This is a genomic window from Streptomyces sp. NPDC091282 (assembly GCF_044757385.1).
Taxonomy (GTDB): Bacteria; Actinomycetota; Actinomycetes; order Streptomycetales; family Streptomycetaceae; genus Streptomyces; species Streptomyces gramineus.
Window position 1 is genome coordinate 439,631 of sequence record NZ_JBIVUX010000005.1, and the last position, 17,187, is coordinate 456,817.

The window sequence follows — 17,187 nt, forward strand, 5'->3', positions numbered from 1 at the left end:
TCCGGCCCCCTTGCGCACGAGAGTGCGCAAGGGGGCCGTTTTCCAAGGTCGTTGACAGGCTGCGCTCCTACCTTCCGGCGCCATGACAGACAACGAGCAACTTCCCCAGCCCCAACAGTCCGACGGGGCAACACGACTGACGCGCCGCAAGGTGGTCGTGGCGGGCACCGGAGCCGTCGCCGCGTTGGGCCTCGGCGGCACCTTCGCGGCGAGGGCCGTGGCCGGGGAGAGGAACCCGGCGGAACCGGAGCCGCGCGACGCCTGCTACACGCTCACCTCCGAACTGGTCGAGGGCCCCTACTACATCGATGCCGACAAGCTCCGCCGGGACGTCACCGAGGACCAGGAGGGCATTCCTCTGCACCTCACCCTCAAGGTGATCGATGCGGAGACCTGCAAGCCGCTCGGGAACGCGGCCGTGGACATCTGGCACTGCAACGCGTCGGGCGTCTACTCGGGGTACGAGGCGGTGGGGAGCGGCGGAGGCGGCGCCCCGCCGACCGGAATGCCCACCGACGCGCCCACCGGCGCCCCGACCGGTCCTCCGCCCGGCGGTGGCGGCGGACATCAGGAGCCCACCGACGACACCCGCTACCTGCGCGGCACCTGGCACACGGACCGGCACGGGCAGGTCACCTTCAGGACCGTCTTCCCCGGCTGGTACCAGGGGCGGTGCGTGCACATCCACGTCAAGGTGCACGTGGACGGCGAGTGGACGGACGCCGGGTACGAGGGCGGGCACACCTGCCACACCGGCCAGCTGTTCTTCGACGAGAGGTCGGTCCTGCTGTCGGCCGAGGTGGAGCCGTACGCGAGCAACACCACCACCCGCACCACCCTCGACGAGGACACCATCTACCCGGACAACGGGCCCGAGGGCGGCCTGCTCCACCTCACCTACGACCGTCACCACATCGCCCGCGGTGTCCGCGGGCGTCTGACCCTGGGCGTGGAGCCGGACACGACGAACGACGGCTGACATCCGTGAGGCGGCCGTGACGCGGTCGTCCGGGAGTCACGGAGGAGACCCCGGGCGACCGCGGCGCGTTCAGACCACGGAGAGCAGTCCGTCGCCGCCCAGCAGGGTGCCCCACTGCTGTGTGAGGCCGACGGCGTTCGGCGTGATGACGCGGCTGCCCGTGGCAGTCGGCCGGGTGGAGCCACCGGGGAAGACCCAGACGGCTCCGGTGGAGTTGTTCTCTCCCGCCGCGCCGACGAACAGCTCCGGCCTGCCGTCCTTGTCGATGTCCCCGACCGAGACCGTCGTACCGAAGAAGTCGTCGGTCTCGGAGGCACCCGGCACCCCCGCGGTGTCCTGGGAGAAGGAGTACGAGCCGGTGCCGAGCGCCCCGCTGCTGCGGCCGGGGATGACGGTGACCTGCCCGGCCCTGTTTCTGGCGAGGTCCTCGAAAGGCGACCCCACCACGATGTCCGCCCGGCCGTCCCGGTTCAGGTCGGCCACGGTGACGGACGTGCCGAAACCGTCGTACTTCTCGCTCGCACCGGGGACGCCTGCGGTGTTCTGGGTGATCTGGACCGGTTCGGCGTCGGTCGCGATGCCCTTCTTCGAGCCGTACCAGAGCAGTACCCGGCCACCCGGTGCCCCGTCCACGCCGGCCTTCTCGGGCTCATCCGGGTCACCGGCCACGAGGTCGGTGAAACCGTCGCCGTTGACGTCGCCGGCGGCCACGATGAGGCCGTTGCCGCGCAACTCGTTGTCGTGCCACGGGTTCACGTAGATGTTGCCGCCGGTCAGGGCGGAGCCCCGGAAGGTGGCGGAAGCCAGGTCCGGTGCCGTGTCACCGTCGAAGTCGCCGAGTGCCACGGACAGCGGGGACAGGGTGCCCTCGTTGTCCACGGCCGACCCGAACGTCCCGCTGCGGGTGAACGGTCCGGTGAAGTACACGGTCGAGTCCATCGCGCTGACCGCGACCCGCGTATGCCAACCGGCTCCGAGGCCGAGCGCGGCGACATCCTCGCCGTAACGGTGTGTCCAGGACAACGGAGACGGCAGGTCCGTGCCGCTCGTCAGGCCGCTCCGGCTGCCCCAGAGCACCGTCACCGCACCGGAGTCGGTACCCTTCGAGCCGTCCTCGTCCGGTGTGCCGACCACCAGGTCGGCGTAGCCGTCCCGGTTCACGTCGGCGGTGGCGGTGGCGGCGCCGAAGGCGTCCCCGGTCTCGCTGACGCCCGGCACACCCGGAGTGTTCTGGGTGATGGTCTTACGGCGGCTCGTCGACAGCCCCGAGGCGGAGCCGTACAGCACGACGACCGCGCCCGCGCCCTCCTTGCCGGACACGTTCGCGCCCGGCGCGGGCAGGACCGCGTCACGGTAGCCGTCGCCGTTGAAGTCACCCGGCACGGCGCCGTGCACGGCCGCGGCCGGGACGGCCGGCAGCAGCACGCCGCCGACCAGAGAGGCGGCCACGAACGCGGCGACACCCCATCTGCGCATGAGTCCCCCCTGAGGATTCCCCGGCGCGGACCCCCGGACGACCGTGTGCCATCGCGGTCGTTCCGGTCGATCGGTGCGGGCCGGGCGACAAGTAAGCGGACTTTACCAGCGCTTGGCCCGGCGACGAGCGGTCAGGTGTCGTAGGTGCCGTCCCAGGGCTCGCTGAAGCCCAGGTTGTCCGGGTAGAGCTCGGCCCAGCCGCCGTCGTCGTCCTCCTTGGCGACCAGGCCGAAGAACACGCCGTCCACGGTGAGCTGGAACGGGCGTATCGCGATGTCCGTGTACGTCCGCTTCGGCAGGCTGCGCAGCATGCCCGCCAGGTGCGCGCGGGCCCGCGTCAGCACCGAGTCGGCGCCGTCCGGATCGCGCTGCTGCTCGGCCCAGCTGCCCGCGCACCAGATCTGCGAGTCGCGGTAGTGGCCGTCGCCGTCGAAGAGATGGAGCACCGCGTAGAGCCGTTTCTGCTCCTCCCAGCCCTCGTCGAGCCGGAACCCCTCGGGGAACGCGTACGTGACCGACGCCAGGAACTGTCCGTCGGAATAGCGGCCGATCGCCTCGGTACGGCCGTGCGGCTCGTAGGCGACCGGGATGAGCTCAGGGGTCATGGCGAAACCATACGGAGGTGTCGTGGGCATGCGCAGGTGGGGTCGGGTGGGTGCGGAAAAATTCACGGCACATTTCTCATCTCCACAACCACCGACGGGTGCCGGGCCCGCTCAGTCGCGTGGGGCGGCGGGCTTCGGGCGGTGCACCCGGCGGCGCAGGGCCGGGCCCAGGCGGACCAGGAGACGCTTGTCGATGCCGGTGACCCGGCGTTCCACGGCCGAGAGCTGCTGGGTGGCGGCCTTCAGCTCCTTGTGGAGGGCGTCGAGCCGGCGGCTGGTCTCGGTGGCCTGCTTCTCGGCGGTGGCGAGCCGGGAGCGCAGTTCCCGGTTCTCCTTGGCGTGCTGGGCCGCCTTCGCGTCGGCCGCGGTGATCCGCTCGCGCAGCCGGCTGACCCGGTACCGCATCTGGCCGTCGTCGCCGCCGTCCCAGACCGGCATCGACGCGGGCAGGTCCAGGGCGGCCAGGCGGGCGTCGAAGGCGGCGCCGCCGTCGCCGTGGGTGTAGGTGTTCTCCAGGCCGTTGCGGTCGAGGAAGGCGATGATGCGCTCGAACCGCTCACCGTGGCCCTTGAGCATCGCGGAGAAGTCGGCGTCCTCGTACAGGTCCCGCGGGTCGGTGCCGGCGTCCAGTTCGGTGAGCGGGCGGTGCGGGATGTCGAAGTAGCGGCAGAGTTCGAGGGTGCGGGAGTCGTGGGTGAGGACCACGCTCGGGGTGCCGGCCAGCAGGGCGGCGACGTTGCCGTGGATGCGGGTGCCGTAGGCGAAGTCGTAGCCGCGCAGTTCGTCGATCCAGGTGGCCGGGTCCAGGGGCATGCGGACCTTGTCCTCCTGGAACAGCGCGTGGCTGAGCTGGAGCGGGAAGGCGTCGGTGTGCCCGGACTCCGGTGAGGTGTCGCCCCACATCAGCAGTTCCGCGTCGACGGTGTTCTGCGCGTAGTAGGCGAGGTGGGGGTAGCGCTCCCACGCGTGCCGGGCGATGCCCGCTATGTCGCCGACGGGTATCGCGTCCGGGGAGAGGTTGAGCGCGATGCGTGAGGCGGCGTCCAGCTCGGTCGCCCGGATCTCCGGGAAGGTGTCGCCGTACAGGAACATCGACGGGCAGCCGATGATGTCGACGTCCTTGAACCCGAGGCCCTTCAGGTAGTCCGAGGTCAGCTCGCCGCGGACGCCGATGGAGGCCGAGCGGTCCAGGACGGCGCGGGCGAAGCGGCGGACCGAGTCCGCCATCGGCTTCAGCCAGTCGGTGTCGTAGTCCGCGGGCGCCTGCGCGCCGACGCCGAACACCACGACCGGGACGGTGAGTTGCTCGATCAGCGTGGTCAGCCGGTCCAGCGAGGCGCGGAACGACGGGCGGAAGGCGTTGGCGAGCGGGACGACGAAGACGTCGTACTGCTCGTTGATCTCCGCGGCCCGCCGTGCCGAGGGGTCGGTCTTGATGCCGTTCGACGTCACCTCGGTGTCCGGGGTGGTCAGCATCTTGTGGGCCGAGTCGCTGAAGAGCAGGTTCCCGGTGTTCGTTCCGATCAGATCCTGGTGGATGAACTCCGCCGGGGTGGCGACACGGAACGGGCTCTTCCCGGAACGGATCAGAATTCGCTTCACGGGCCGCACACTATCCCGGTGGTAAACGTGAGGTGAAGGAGCGGTAAGAGTCTGATAGGTCTCTTTCCTCGGTCTTACCCCGCGCCGGAGGCCCGGTCTTACCCCACGCCGGAGGCCCGGTCCTGCCGCACGCCGAAGGCCCGGCGGAGGGGTCTCCTGCCGGGCCTTCGGGGTGTGCGCGGTGCGGGTCACTCGGCGGGTGCGCCGCCGAAGCGCTCCTTGTACGTCTCCAGGTCCTCGTCCGTGAGCTTGGCGAAGAGGACCGGCGGGACGGTGAAGGGGGTGCCGGCGGGGACGGAGACCAGCGCCTTCGCCTCCTCGGCGGTGACCCAGGCGGCCGTGTCGTCGGTGAGCGCGAACGCCTCGCGCATCGTCTTCGCCGTCGCCGGGATGAAGGGCTCGGAGACCACCGCGTAGAGGTGGATCAGGTTCATCGCCGTACGCAGGGTCAGGGCCGCGCCGTCCTTGTCCGTCTTGATCTCCAGCCAGGGGGCCTTCTCCTCCAGGTAGGAGTTGCCGGCCGACCACAGGGCGCGCAGGGCGGCGGCCGCCTTGCGGAACTGGAGGGTCTCCATGTGCGACTCGTACTCGGCGAGGAGCTCCGCGATCTGGCCGCCCAGCTTCGTCTCGGCCTCGCCGGGCTCGCCGCCGGCCGGGACCTCCTCGCCGAACCGCTTCTTGGAGAAGGACAGGACGCGGTTGACGAAGTTGCCGAGGGTGTCGGCCAGGTCCTTGTTCACCGTGGCGGTGAAGTGCTCCCAGGTGAAGGACGAGTCGTCGGACTCGGGGGCGTTGGCGATCAGGAAGTAGCGCCAGTAGTCGGCGGGGAGGATGGCGAGGGCCTGGTCGGTGAAGACACCGCGCTTCTGGCTGGTGGAGAACTTGCCGCCGTAGTACGTCAGCCAGTTGAAGGCCTTGACGTAGTCGACCTTCTTCCACGGTTCGCGCACGCCGAGTTCGGTGGCCGGGAACATCACCGTGTGGAACGGGACGTTGTCCTTCGCCATGAACTCCGTGTAGCGGACGTCGGTGTCGACGTCGTACCACCAGGACTTCCAGTCGCGGGTCGAGGGGTCCTGGTCCGCCCACTCCTTCGTCGCGCCGATGTACTCGATCGGGGCGTCGAACCAGACGTAGAAGACCTTGCCCTCGGCCGCCAGCTCCGGCCAGGTGTCGGCCGGGACCGGTACGCCCCAGTCCAGGTCACGGGTGATGGCGCGGTCGTGCAGGCCCTCGGTCAGCCACTTGTGGGCGATGGAGGAGGCCAGCTGCGGCCAGTCCTTGTCGTGCTGGGAGACCCACTCGCGGACCTCGTTCTCCAGCTTGGACTGGAGCAGGAAGAGGTGCTTGGTCTCGCGGATCTCCAGCTCGGTGGAGCCGGAGATCGCCGAGCGCGGGTTGATCAGGTCGGTCGGGTCGAGCACCCGGGTGCAGTTCTCGCACTGGTCGCCGCGGGCCTTGTCGTAGCCGCAGTGCGGGCAGGTGCCCTCGACGTAGCGGTCCGGCAGGAAGCGGCCGTCGACCGGGGAGTACACCTGGCGGATCGAGCGCTCCTCGATGAAGCCGTTCTCGTTCAGGCGGCGCGCGAAGTGCTGGGTGATCTCACGGTTCTCGGCGCTGGAGCTGCGGCCGAAGTAGTCGAAGGCGAGCGCGAAGCCGTCGTAGACCGCCTTCTGGGCGTCGTGCGCCTGCGCGCAGAACTCGTCGACCGGCAGTCCCTGCTCCTTGGCGGCGAGTTCGGCGGGGGTGCCGTGCTCGTCCGTCGCGCAGATGTAGAGGACCTCGTGGCCGCGCTGGCGCAGGTACCGGGAGTAGACGTCCGCCGGGAGCATGGACCCCACCATGTTGCCCAGGTGCTTGATCCCGTTGATGTACGGAAGGGCGCTGGTGATGAGGTGTCGAGCCATCGGGGGCTGCTCCCAGGTCGGTTTCGTTGCTGCTTTTGCGAACCTTGAAATCGTAGCCGACATGTGTATGCCGCCCGCCTCTCGTTTTACGGGGTGAGAAGCGGGCGGCACGGGTCCTGCGGTGGGGCCGGGGTGGAACCCGGGGCTTACGGGCGCCAGTCGATCAGTACGCCGTCGTACAGCTCCGCGTCCGTGAGTTCCAGCGGGGTCGGGCCCGCGTGGAAGAAGGCCGCGTTGCCGGTCTTCAGCTTCCGGAGGTAGTCGAAGGCCTTGTTCTCGTGCTCGCCGAACGCGACGAAGGAGAAGAACACCGAGGGGTGCGACGTCGCGGCGTCGGTGAGGGACTGGGTGGCGGGGGTCTTCGCGTCGGGGGCGCCGTCGGTCTGGAAGACGACCAGGGCCGGGGTGCCGGGGGCCTTCGCGGCGATGTTCTCGTCGTAGTGCGCGAGGACGGCCGCCACGGCGGCGTGGTAGCTGGTGCGGCCCATGCGGCCGAGGCCGGCGTGCGCCTCGTCGATCGCGTTCTCCGGGGAGGCCGGGGTGAGGTCGGTGGTGCCGTCCACCTCGGTGGAGAAGAAGACGACGTGGACGGAAGGGGTCTCGGCGTCCGGGGTCAGCCGGGTGGCGAGAGCGAGCGTCTGGTCGGCGAGGGCCGCGGCGGAACCGTCCTTGTAGTACGCGCGCATGCTCGCCGAGCGGTCGAGGACGAGGTAGGTGGCGGCGTGAGTGCCGGTCAGGCCGGCCTTGTCCAGAGCGGCGGCGGCGGCACCGTCGTCCACGGGGTGCGCTGGGTCGGGAGCGGCGGCGGTGGGGGTGGCGGCCTCGGCGACCGGGCCGGTCTCGGTCTCCGCCTCCGGCGCGGGTTCGGCGACGGCGGCCGCGACGGGCTCGGCCGCGGGCTCCGGCCGCGCCTCTCCGTCCGCCTCGGCAGCGGCCTCCGGCGCGTGCTCGGCCTCGACGTCGGCTTCGGCCTCGGCCTTGGCTTCCGGTTCGGTGACCGGCTCCGCCTCGGGCTCGGGCTCGGCGACCGGCTCGGCGGCCACGGCCGTGGCTTCGGCGGTCTCGGCCTCGGCCACGGGCTCGGCGGCCTCCGCGTCAGGCGTCGGCTCGGCGACCGGTTCGGCCACGGCCTGGGCCGCGGGCTCGGACTCGGACTCGGTGGCCGGCTCGGCAGCCGCCTCGGTCTCGGGCTCGGCGGCAGCCGCCTCGGGCGCGGGCGCGGTGACGGCCGGGGCCTCCGGCTCGGCGACCGGCTCGGCCTCGGTGGTCGCGTCGGCGGCGGCCTGGGCCGAGGGCTGCGCCTCGGGCTCGGCGGCCGGTTCCGTGGTCGCGTCGGCCTCGGCGTCCGCGGTGACGGCGGCTTCGGCCTCCGTCGACTCGGCGACGGCCGCCGCCTCCGTTCCGGGCGCGGCGGCGGCTTCCGCCTCGGTCTCCGTCGCGGCCTCGGCTACTGCCTCCGCCTCGGCTACTGCCTCCGCCTCGGCGACTGCCTCGGCCTCGGCCACCGCTTCCGCTTCGGCCACTGCCTCGGCTTCGGTGACCGGCTCGGCGACGGCCTCCGCCTCGGTGACCTGTTCCGCGGCGGCTTTGACCACCTGCTCCGCCTCGGCGACGGCCTCCGCCGCTGCCTCGGCGTCGGTGACCTGCTCGGCCGCCGGTTCGGTCTCCGTGACCGGCTCGGACTCCGTGACCGGCCCGGTCCCGGGTTCAGGCTTCGTGCTCGACTCGGCCGTGGCCTCCGGCTCGGCGTCGGCGAGCGACGTCGTGTCGGCCTCGGGGCGCGGCTCCGGCACGGTGTCGTCGGCCGCCGCCGGCTCCGGCGTGACCTCGATCTCCGGTTCGATGGTCCGAGATGCCTGCTTCGGCACGGTCACGTTGTCGAACGCGGCGGACACCAGATCGTGCTCGTCGGTGTCTGCGGGGCGGGGTTCGGGGACCGCCGCCGGACCGGCCGGTTCCGGTGCTTCCTGCTTCGGCGCCGGCGTCGGCGTCGACTGCGAGGGGAGCTGGTCCGCACCCTCTGCCTCGGCGGGGCGCTGCTTTCGCGACCGGCCGAATGCGTTCCGCAGGAGAGTGAGAATGCCCATGTGCGCAACCCTTCGCGTGAGTTGATACCCGTCAATCGCTGGCCAGGACGGACACGTAAGGTTAGCGGCCCCAGGTTGCGATCTTGGGGAGGGTCGATGACTCCTGTCGGACGTACGGAGGTCGAGTTCCGGCCCCTCCTCAACTCCCCTTCGGCTCCTCTTGGTTCATCCTTCGTTCACGGGGATTGTAACGGGATGGCAAAGCCCTGCGCACGCAACCGCTCCGCGTCACCGGCACGATGCCGTGTGCCGGAGTGATCCGCCCATCAGCTCCACGTGCTCCGTGGCCGTGACCCCGTCGCGCACGACGGTGACGGTGACCCGCCCGGCCGTCGGTTCCGAGAGGTCGAAGGCGTACAGCGTCCGCCGGCCGTCCAGCACCGGCGGCAGCCGGCGGACCGGGATGGGGCTGCCGCCGCACGTCACCGACCGGACGGTCTCGCGGTCCGCGCCGAACACGTGGACCTCGGCGAACGTGAACGTGCTGAGCAGCGGAACGAGCCTGGGACGGGCCGAGATCGGGGCGTCGCGGCGCTCGGACAGGCACGACGACGTGATGAACCCGCCGTCCGTGGCGGCCGAACCCGAGCAGAAGTGCCCGTCGCCGGTCTCCCAGACGAACGTGGCGGCACTCCGGCCGACGGCGGCGGTGGACATCCCGAGCGGGCCCGGAAGGTCCCCGTCGGACAGCTGTGCCGTCAGGCGGGTCCGGGAGGCGTCGACCACCCGGGTCCGGTCGGCCGTGGTGGCCCGCGGCGACGCCGTGTGCGCCGGGGAGGCCGCCGGTGAGGTCCGCGTCCCGGACGGTCCGCCGCCCGCGGTACAGGCCACCGCCGAGAGCAGTACCGCACCGGTCCCGGCCCATGCGAGAAGCCTGTTCATGTGTCCCCCGTCGGCCCATGCCCACGCCCGTGCCCGTGCCCCTGCCCGGAGGGTAGCGCCGGGACCGGTGCCGGGGCAGGCCCTTTCCGCGGCCGACGGGTTCTAGTGCGGTGCCGTGATCGCGCGGGCCGCCGCCACCTCCTGGCGCAGCGGTTCCAGGACGCTGCCCGGCGGGCCCGTGAGGTCGGTGCCGACCGGGACCGGGGTGTCCGCCTCGCGGAGGCTCTCCGCCAACTCGTGCAGGTGCCGCGCGATCCCGTCCACCTCGGTGCGGGACGGGTGCGGCGCGCCGTGCCGCACCCGGACCCTGGCCGCCGTCGTCGCGTCGATGATGCGTTCCACGGCGACGACGAGCGGCCACCAGGCCGCCGCCCGCCGTCCCGTCGGCGGCGGCTCGCTCAGCGCCCGCTGGAACTCCGTGCGGACGCCGGACAGGTCGCGGTAGAGGCGGCGGCGCATCCGGGCCCGCGCGGCCGGGTCGGCGCCGGGCTCGAAGGCCAGGGCGACGTAGGCCGCGGTGTCCGCCACCGCGTCCGCGAGCCGGTCGCCGACCCGGGTGCGCCAGCTCTCCGGCCACAGCAGGTACCCGGCGATCAGCGCGATGGCGCAGCCCAGCACGGAGTCCAGGAGGCGCGGCGCGAGCAGCCCGGTGCCCTGGTGGTTCAGGTTGTCGGACAGGAGCAGGATCACCGGGGTGACGGCGGCGGTCTGGAAGCCGTAGCCGCGGGGCGTGAGGGCGGGGATGAGCGGGGCCAGGAGCATCATCACGGGCACGTCCCACCAGCCGCGCGGCACCAGGGTGAGGACGGTCGCCGCCACCATCAGGCCCACCACCGTGCCCAGGGCGCGCAGCAGCGCCCGGGAGAAGACCGAACCGAAGTCGGGCTTGAGGACGAAGGTGATGGTGAGCGCGACCCAGTAGGAGCGCGGGACCGGGACCAGGGAGACCAGGGCCTGCGCGATGCCGATGCACAGGGCGAGGCGGATGCCGTAGCGCCAGGAGTTGGCGGACAGCATGACGTTGCGGGCGGCGCGGGCGGTGCGGACGCGGAGGGCGGCGGGGCGGCCGAGGCGGTCGTCGATGCCGCTCGGGTCGATGTCGGGGCTGGTGGCGACCTCGGCGAGGTGGCGCAGGGCGTGGTCGACGACGCGGGCGGTCTCGGTGCGCGGCTCGGGGAGGGCGAGGGTCAGGGGGCCGGTGTACCCGGTGTCGATGGCGTCGGCGATCCGGTGGACGGCCGCCGGGATCCCGGCCGGCAGCGGCTTGCCGGCGAGCCGGGCGGCGGGCGCGGCCTCCACCACCGGGGTGATCGCGTTGAGCTGGGCCAGCAGCCGGGTGAGGTCCCGGCTGCGGCCGCGGTACCGGGCGCGCCGGGCCAGGATCAGGTCGTACGACTGGTTCAGCGACTGGGTGACGGTGCGGCGGGCGCGGTCGTACTCCTCGGCGTCGGCGGTGCCGATGGCGGCGAGCTGGTCGGCGGCGGTGCGGTAGGTGGCGGCGACCGCGGAGCGTTCCGGTACGCCCGAGCGCAGCGGCCAGCCCAGCAGGGCGACGAGAAGGACCAGCAGGCCGCCGCCGGTCATCAGGACCGGGGTCAGCCACCAGGCGCCGGGCAGGGGCAGGCCCGCGCCGATCACGGAGTTGAGCAGCAGGAGCAGGCCGGACACGGAGGAGACCGCGCCGATCGTCGAGATCATCCCGGAGACCAGCGCGATGCCGGTGATGACGGCGACCGTCAGCCAGCCCTGCCCGTAGACCAGGGCGCCCGCGGTGACGCCGGCGGCGCCGAACACCTGCGGGATCGCGATGTTGAGCAGCCGCATCCGGTAGGCGTCGGCGGTGTCGCCGATGACCGCGGACAGGGCGCCCATGGAGGCGAGCGCGCCGTACGCGGGCTGTCCGGCCGCGAGCCCGACGGCGAGCGGCAGCGCCATGCCGAGGGATGCGCGGACCAGCGCGGGCCGGTTCAGGGGTGCGGCCTGCTGGGGCCGGAGGTTCCTTACCAGCCAGTCGGGAGGAGTGAGGCCGTTGGGGAACTCGCGGGGCATGGGCCCATTATCGGCGCCGGTGCCGTCGGCGCATGACGTCGGCGGCGGGACGCGGCGGCCGGGGGCGCGCCGGGCGGCGGAGACGGGCGCCGCGCGCGGGCCGGACGGTAGGTGCGGAGGCGCGGGCGGGCGGACGGTCGTACGACGGCGGCCGGCCGGGCGTCGCGGAGGTGGCGGCGGGGTGTGCGGAGCCGGTGGGACGGCGAGGGGCCGCGCGGGCTGGGCCTGCCGCGGGTGCGCTCCGGGAGCCGTCGCGGAGGCGCCGTGGTCAGGCTCCCGCGTCGACCCTCGCCAGGAACTCCTCCAGGGCCTCGTTGAACTCCCGGGGCCGTTCCAGGTTCGGCAGGTGGGCCGCCGCCCCGATGACCCGGAGGGCGGCGTCGGGGAGGAGGGCGTGCATGGCCTCGGCGTCGGAGACGGGGGTGTACGCGTCGTCCGCGCCGACCACCACCAGCGCCGGGACCGTGACCTCCGCCAGCACCGGACGGTAGTCGGGGCGTTCGGCCCGGCCGCGCAGGGCCGCCGCCGCGCCCCGCGGATCGGTCCCGGTCATCATGCGGTGGACGTGGGCCTTCACCTCGGGCGCGGCGCGGGGCGCGACCATCTTCTCCAGGACCTCGTCGGCGTAGCCGCGCATGCCCTCGCGGAGCAGGCGGTCGGCCATGGCGTTGCGGTCGCGTACGCCCTGCGGCGTCTCCGGTGCCGGGAAGGTGTCCGCGAGGACCAGGCCCCGGACGCGGTCGGCGCCGAGGCGGGCCCAGCACTCCATGGCGATCTGGCCGCCCATCGACAGGCCCGCGACGACGCAGGTCCGCACGTCCAGCGCGTCCAGGAGGTCTTCGAGGTCCGCCGCGAAGCGGGCGAGCGGGACGCGGCCGGGGGTGACCGGGGAGGCGCCGTAGCCGCGCAGGTCGGGGACGACGACCCGGCGGGAGGCGGCGAAGGCGTCGCGCTGGGGATCCCACAGGGTGCGGTCGAAGGGGTGGCCGTGGATCAGCAGCAGCGGGATGCGCGCGTTTCGCGGGCCTTTGTCGTCGTATGCGAGGAAGGGGGGCATGAGGGCGACCCTAGGCGTGGCCAACTTCTCGGTGCAATAAGATCTTTGCGCTCGGTGCAATGCCGGCGGGGGAGGGACGGGGCGTGAACGACTTCAGGGGAATCGCCGACCGGATCGCGCTGGACATCGCGCGCGGACGGCTGCGGGCCGGGCAACGGCTGCCTCCGCAGCGGGCGTTCGCGCGACGGCACGGAATCGCCGCCTCGACCGCGGGCCGGGTCTACGCCGAACTGGTGCGGCGCGGCCTGGTGGTGGGCGAGGTCGGGCGCGGCACCTTCGTCCGGGCCACCGAGGCCACCCCGCAGGGACGGGCCCTGGTCGAGGACGGCACCGCCCGCGTCAACCTGGAACTCAACTACCCCTCCGTGCCCGGCCAGCAGGAGCTGCTGGCCCCCGCGCTCGCCCCCCTGCTGCGGGCCGACGCGCTCGGCGACGCGCTGCGCACCGGCGCCGCCGACGGCACCCCGCGGGCCCGCGAGGCCGCCGCCGCGCTGCTCGCCACCGGGGACTGGCGGCCCTCCCCCGGCCGTGTCCTGTTCACCGGCAACGCCCGGCAGGCCCTCGCCGCGACCCTGGCCTCGCTGGTCGGTCCGGGCGGCCGGGTCGGGGTCGAACCGCTGACGTATCCGCTGGTCAAGGAGGTCGCCGCCCGGCTCTCCGTCACGCTCGTGCCGGTGCGCACGGACGCCGGGGGGCCCGTCGTCGACTCCGTGCGGGCCGCGCACCGCTCCGCGCCGCTCTCCGCCCTCTACCTCCAGCCGACCCTGCACAACCCGACGTCCCTGACCGTGCCCGCCGAGCGGCGGCTCCAGCTCGCGCGGTGCGTGGGCGAGCTGGGGCTGCCGGTCGTGGAGGACCGGGTCTGGTCGTTCCTGCACACCGGCCCCGAGCCGCCGCTCGCCGCGCTCGCGCCCGACCTGGTCCACGTCGTCGACTCGCTCTCCAAACGGGTCGCGCCCGGCCTCACCGTCGGGTTCGCCGTCGTACCCGAGGACCGGGTGGACGCGGTGGCGGCGGCCGTGCGGTCCGGCGGGTGGGGGCCGGGGGCGTTCGCGCTGGAGGCGGCCGTGCGGTGGATCGCGGACGGGACGGTGGCGCGGCTCGTCGCGGCCAAACGGGAGCAGGCCCTACGGCGGCAGGGGCTGGTCCGCGAACTGCTCGGCGGGTTCGCCGTACGGGCGGATCCGCGGGGCTACTTCGCCTGGTGGGAGCTGCCCGCACCCTGGCGGGCGGACGGTTTCACGGCGGTCGCGGCGGCGCACGGCATCGGGATCACGCCGGGCACCGCCTTCCGCACCGATCCGAAGCGGACGCCGGACGCGGTCAGGATCGGCCTCGCCTCGGCGGCCGAGCCGGAGCTGGTGGCGGCCCTGCGCACGCTCGCGGACCTGGCGGCCCACCACCCTCCGGAGCACCCGCCGGGCAGCGCGGACGCGGCCGGGCCGCACGTCACCTGATCGGCAGGTTCTGCCCGGCGGGCTGCGAGTCCGTCCGCAGGGCCGCGGCCTCGGGCGTCCCGGGAACCGGCTCGGGCTCGGGCTCCGGCTCCGGCGCGCTGCCCGGCCGCCGGCGCAGCCGTCCGCCGAGCCAGGCCAGCACGGCCACCGCCAGGCCGAGACCCAGCAGCAGCCAGGAGACCGTGCGCAGGGTGGACGTCAGGGCGTCGTAGACGGCGGCGGCCGCCGGGTGCGGGACGTCGGGCGGCAGACCGGCCAGGGTGAGCCGGCGGCCGACGCTGAGGGCGAGCCCCAGCAGGCCGCCGCCGAGCGCCGTGCCCAGCGCGGTCGCCAGCACCGCACGGCGGCGGTGGACGGCGACGGCGATACCGGCGACCGCGAAGACGGCCGCCGCCACGGGCAGCCAGAAGCCGGCGACCTCAAGCACGTGGAACCCCTTCCGGAGCCGGTCCAGTTCGGCCGCCGGGAGCACCGCGACGGCCGTGTGCTGGACCGGGATGCGGGCCGCGAGCGGCACATGGTCCTGGGTGAGCTGGTCCTTGACCTGGGCGGTCACCGGCGCGAGGTCGACGGTCACGGCCTCCTCGCGCTCGTCCTGCAGCGCGCCCAGGACCGCGTCGTGGGCGGCCCGGTTGCCCGCGTCCCAGGCCAGCCGGAACGCCCGGGTCTGGGTGAACGAGCGCACCGCCTCACGCACGAAGGGCGCCACCGTGGCCTGCATCGGCCGGCCGACGTCCACCTCGCGCATGATGCCGTCGCCGACGGTGTCCGCCACCGCGTCCCGGACGTCCGGGTCGTCGGCCAGCGGCGCCATCGAGCTGACGTACTGTCCGGTGTCCGCCAGCCCGTACGCCGCCCAGGCCGCCAGCGCGCCGAACGGCAGCAGCAGGCAGGACAGCACGGTCAGCAGCGCCGACAGGGCGTTCCTGAGACGTGCGGCCCGGATGCGCCGTACCGGCCGCGCGGGCCCTGTGGGCGCGGGGGGCACGGAGGGCACGTCTCAAGGCAAGCCCCTGAGGACGGGTCAGGCGACCGGTGGGACTGCATCCGGGGCACGGCGGGGCGCCGGATGGGGCCGAACGGACGACGAGGGCGCCCGTGGACGGCCCGCCGGGCGGCGCGGACCGCGGGACACCGCGCTCCGGTGGAGGGTTGGCCCGAACGGGTGTTTCCTGGTGCTGAGGAGCCGTGACGGCCGGCCGAAAACGCCGGAGCGGCTTCGCAGGGATGCCGCCGGGCCGCCTCGGTGGGCCGGCGGCCGGTGAGGGGAACGTCCCGCGAGGGATCCAGGGGAAACGCGTGGGCCCCGGCCGACCGGCCGGGGCCCACGCGCGGGCGGGAGCGGTCACCGGATGCGATGGCCCACCTCGTCCTCGTGCGTGTAGAAGCGGTAGAACATCACGATGAAGGTCACCGCGGCGACCGCCAGGGACATGCCGACGGAGCGCAGGATCGACCCTCCGCTCTGGCTGTAGAGGAAGCCGAAGGCGATCCCCAGGAACGCGGTCCACATCAGCGCGTGCACCTCCCGCCGCAGCCGCGGGGCGATCGTCAGCACGCCGAACAGGACCAGGGCGAAGACGATCGCGGTGACGAAGCCGAACAGCAGGTTCCAGCCGGTGATGGGGCCGCCGCTGCGCCGGTTGGAGGCCGCCCAGTAGCCGTAGATCAGCCCGGTCACGATCGGGAGGGCCATCCTGCCCATGACGTGCGTGTGCGGGCTGAAGAAGTCGGGCGTGGGGCCCCGCCGGGAGGTACCGCCGGCCGTGGGTGCCGCTTGAGCCATGAGAGTGCTCCTCTCTCCTCGCCCCCGGCTTCCAGGGCACACCTGCGGGTACCCCGTGGCAAGTCGGCCACCCCGTGGCGAGTCGGCCGTCCGGCGTTCCGCGCGGGCGGTCACGACGTGCGGCGGTGCCCGGCCCGTGGTTCGCTGGCTGTCGTGACCGACCACCCGGCCCCGCGGCGGCGCCAGGACCTGCGTCGGCAGCCCCTGGACTGGGTCAGGGGCCGCAGCTTCTCCTGGGCGGCGCCCCTGCTGCTGCTGGCCGGGATCACCCTGGTCGACCTCAACACCACGGAGCGGTTCCGGATCATCTCCTGGATCGTGCTGGTCCCCGGGATCGCGGCGGCGATCTGCGGGATCTGGGCGACGGCCGCCTTCGCGCTGCTCGCGGTCCTCGACTACCTGCTCGTGGACAGCCTGTGGCCGCACAAGTACCAGGCCGGGCTCCCCGACTTCATCCTGGTCACCTTCGCCGGGGTGCTGGCCGTGATCGCCTGCGCGGTCCGGGTCGGGAGCGAGCGGCGGATGCTGCACATGCGGGACATCGCCGAGACGACCCGCCGTACCGTGCTGCGTCCGCTGCCGCCGGGCTGGGCGGGCCTGGAACACGCGGAGGTCTACCTCGCCGCGGACACGGTGGCCCGGGTCGGCGGCGACTTCTACGACATCCAGCCGGGCCCCTACGGCACCCGGGTGCTCGTCGGGGACGTGCAGGGCAAGGGGCTGGGCGCGGTGGAGACGGCGGCCGCGCTGCTGGGCACGTTCCGGGAGGCGGGCTACCACGAGAAGGACCTGGCGACGGTGGCCGGCCGGCTGGAGACCCGGATGCTCCGGCACCGCGGCCACACGGTCGCCCTGGGCCACGACGACGGCGACCGCTTCGCCACCGCGGTGCTGCTGGGCTTCCCGCCGGGCGAGCCGGCCGCGGTGGAGGTGGTCAACTTCGGCCACGAGCCGCCGCTCGCGGTGCGGCCGTCCCGGGTGCGCGCGCTGCCGCAGGGCGACGGACTCCCGCTGGGCATGGGCGAGCTGGTGACGGGCTCCGGCTCGGGCCCGCCGCCGACCCGCACGATCGTCCTCGCCCCCGACGAGACCCTCCTCGTCACCACCGACGGCGTCACCGAGGCGCGGAACGCGGACGGCGCGTTCTTCCCGCTGTCCGAGGAGGTCTCGCGGGCCGCCACCTCCGACCCCGCCCTCCTGGTCGCCCACGTCCGCGACGGCGTGCTCCGGCACACCAGGGGCCGCGTCTCCGACGACACCACGATCTTCGCGATCCGCCGGACGACGGCGCCCTGACCGG

Annotated in this window: 13 protein-coding genes; 3 read left to right on the plus strand and 10 right to left on the minus strand. The window is 73.5% G+C overall.

Annotation, left to right across the window (positions count from 1 at the left end):
- Window positions 1–82: 82 nt before the first annotated feature.
- A complete protein-coding gene (locus ACIQOE_RS25390; RefSeq protein WP_401413899.1) occupies window positions 83–979 on the plus strand; it encodes an intradiol ring-cleavage dioxygenase in 897 nt (298 codons plus the stop codon).
- A gap of 69 nt (window positions 980–1,048) precedes the next feature.
- On the opposite strand, the gene ACIQOE_RS25395 is transcribed toward ACIQOE_RS25390, so the two are convergent.
- The 8 genes from ACIQOE_RS25395 to ACIQOE_RS25430 all read right to left on the minus strand — a co-directional run bounded on the left by ACIQOE_RS25395 (window position 1,049) and on the right by ACIQOE_RS25430 (window position 12,644).
- Window positions 1,049–2,455 (minus strand): FG-GAP-like repeat-containing protein, encoded by a 1,407-nt coding sequence (locus ACIQOE_RS25395; RefSeq protein ID WP_401413901.1) that lies wholly within the window; start codon window positions 2,453–2,455, stop codon window positions 1,049–1,051.
- A 131-nt stretch (window positions 2,456–2,586) separates the two neighbouring features.
- Window positions 2,587–3,060 (minus strand): hypothetical protein, encoded by a 474-nt coding sequence (locus ACIQOE_RS25400; protein WP_351316773.1) that lies wholly within the window; start codon window positions 3,058–3,060, stop codon window positions 2,587–2,589.
- A 111-nt stretch (window positions 3,061–3,171) separates the two neighbouring features.
- Window positions 3,172–4,662: a polysaccharide pyruvyl transferase family protein gene (locus ACIQOE_RS25405; protein ID WP_401413903.1), complete on the minus strand. Its 1,491-nt coding sequence runs from the start codon at window positions 4,660–4,662 to the stop codon at window positions 3,172–3,174.
- A 188-nt stretch (window positions 4,663–4,850) separates the two neighbouring features.
- Complete coding sequence (gene metG, locus ACIQOE_RS25410) at window positions 4,851–6,569, minus strand: methionine--tRNA ligase (RefSeq protein WP_365569180.1); 1,719 nt, start codon at window positions 6,567–6,569, stop codon at window positions 4,851–4,853.
- 146 nt (window positions 6,570–6,715) lie between these two features.
- A complete protein-coding gene (locus tag ACIQOE_RS25415; protein ID WP_401413905.1) occupies window positions 6,716–8,656 on the minus strand; it encodes a VWA domain-containing protein in 1,941 nt (646 codons plus the stop codon).
- Window positions 8,657–8,884: 228 nt separating this feature from the next.
- Complete coding sequence (locus tag ACIQOE_RS25420) at window positions 8,885–9,538, minus strand: hypothetical protein (RefSeq protein WP_365569175.1); 654 nt, start codon at window positions 9,536–9,538, stop codon at window positions 8,885–8,887.
- 102 nt (window positions 9,539–9,640) lie between these two features.
- A complete protein-coding gene (locus tag ACIQOE_RS25425; RefSeq protein ID WP_401413909.1) occupies window positions 9,641–11,587 on the minus strand; it encodes an FUSC family protein in 1,947 nt (648 codons plus the stop codon).
- A gap of 268 nt (window positions 11,588–11,855) precedes the next feature.
- Window positions 11,856–12,644, minus strand: a complete 789-nt coding sequence (locus ACIQOE_RS25430) for an alpha/beta hydrolase (RefSeq protein WP_351316790.1) — start codon at window positions 12,642–12,644, stop codon at window positions 11,856–11,858.
- An 83-nt stretch (window positions 12,645–12,727) separates the two neighbouring features.
- Here ACIQOE_RS25430 and ACIQOE_RS25435 point away from each other — a divergent pair, with 83 nt between their 5' ends.
- Complete coding sequence (locus tag ACIQOE_RS25435; RefSeq protein ID WP_401413911.1) at window positions 12,728–14,101, plus strand: PLP-dependent aminotransferase family protein; 1,374 nt, start codon at window positions 12,728–12,730, stop codon at window positions 14,099–14,101.
- Here the strand turns inward: ACIQOE_RS25435 and ACIQOE_RS25440 are convergent.
- Entirely contained in the window at window positions 14,094–15,089 is a 996-nt protein-coding gene (locus tag ACIQOE_RS25440; RefSeq protein ID WP_401414220.1) for a hypothetical protein, read from the minus strand. The genes ACIQOE_RS25435 and ACIQOE_RS25440 overlap by 8 nt on opposite strands.
- A 357-nt stretch (window positions 15,090–15,446) precedes the next feature.
- Window positions 15,447–15,887, minus strand: coding sequence for a hypothetical protein (locus tag ACIQOE_RS25445; protein WP_351316795.1), 441 nt, complete (start codon window positions 15,885–15,887; stop codon window positions 15,447–15,449).
- 153 nt (window positions 15,888–16,040) lie between these two features.
- Here ACIQOE_RS25445 and ACIQOE_RS25450 point away from each other — a divergent pair, with 153 nt between their 5' ends.
- Window positions 16,041–17,183 (plus strand): PP2C family protein-serine/threonine phosphatase, encoded by a 1,143-nt coding sequence (locus ACIQOE_RS25450; protein ID WP_365565158.1) that lies wholly within the window; start codon window positions 16,041–16,043, stop codon window positions 17,181–17,183.
- The last annotated feature ends 4 nt before the right edge of the window (window positions 17,184–17,187 follow it).

Coding starts and splice junctions, on each gene's coding strand:
- ACIQOE_RS25420 (WP_365569175.1), bottom strand. CDS start 9,538: ATGAACAGGCTTCTCGCATGGGCCGGGACCGGTGCGGTACTGCTCTCG.
- ACIQOE_RS25390 (WP_401413899.1), top strand. CDS start 83: ATGACAGACAACGAGCAACTTCCCCAGCCCCAACAGTCCGACGGGGCA.
- ACIQOE_RS25425 (WP_401413909.1), bottom strand. CDS start 11,587: ATGCCCCGCGAGTTCCCCAACGGCCTCACTCCTCCCGACTGGCTGGTA.
- metG (WP_365569180.1), bottom strand. CDS start 6,569: ATGGCTCGACACCTCATCACCAGCGCCCTTCCGTACATCAACGGGATC.
- ACIQOE_RS25445 (WP_351316795.1), bottom strand. CDS start 15,887: ATGGCTCAAGCGGCACCCACGGCCGGCGGTACCTCCCGGCGGGGCCCC.
- ACIQOE_RS25400 (WP_351316773.1), bottom strand. CDS start 3,060: ATGACCCCTGAGCTCATCCCGGTCGCCTACGAGCCGCACGGCCGTACC.
- ACIQOE_RS25430 (WP_351316790.1), bottom strand. CDS start 12,644: ATGCCCCCCTTCCTCGCATACGACGACAAAGGCCCGCGAAACGCGCGC.
- ACIQOE_RS25415 (WP_401413905.1), bottom strand. CDS start 8,656: ATGGGCATTCTCACTCTCCTGCGGAACGCATTCGGCCGGTCGCGAAAG.
- ACIQOE_RS25395 (WP_401413901.1), bottom strand. CDS start 2,455: ATGCGCAGATGGGGTGTCGCCGCGTTCGTGGCCGCCTCTCTGGTCGGC.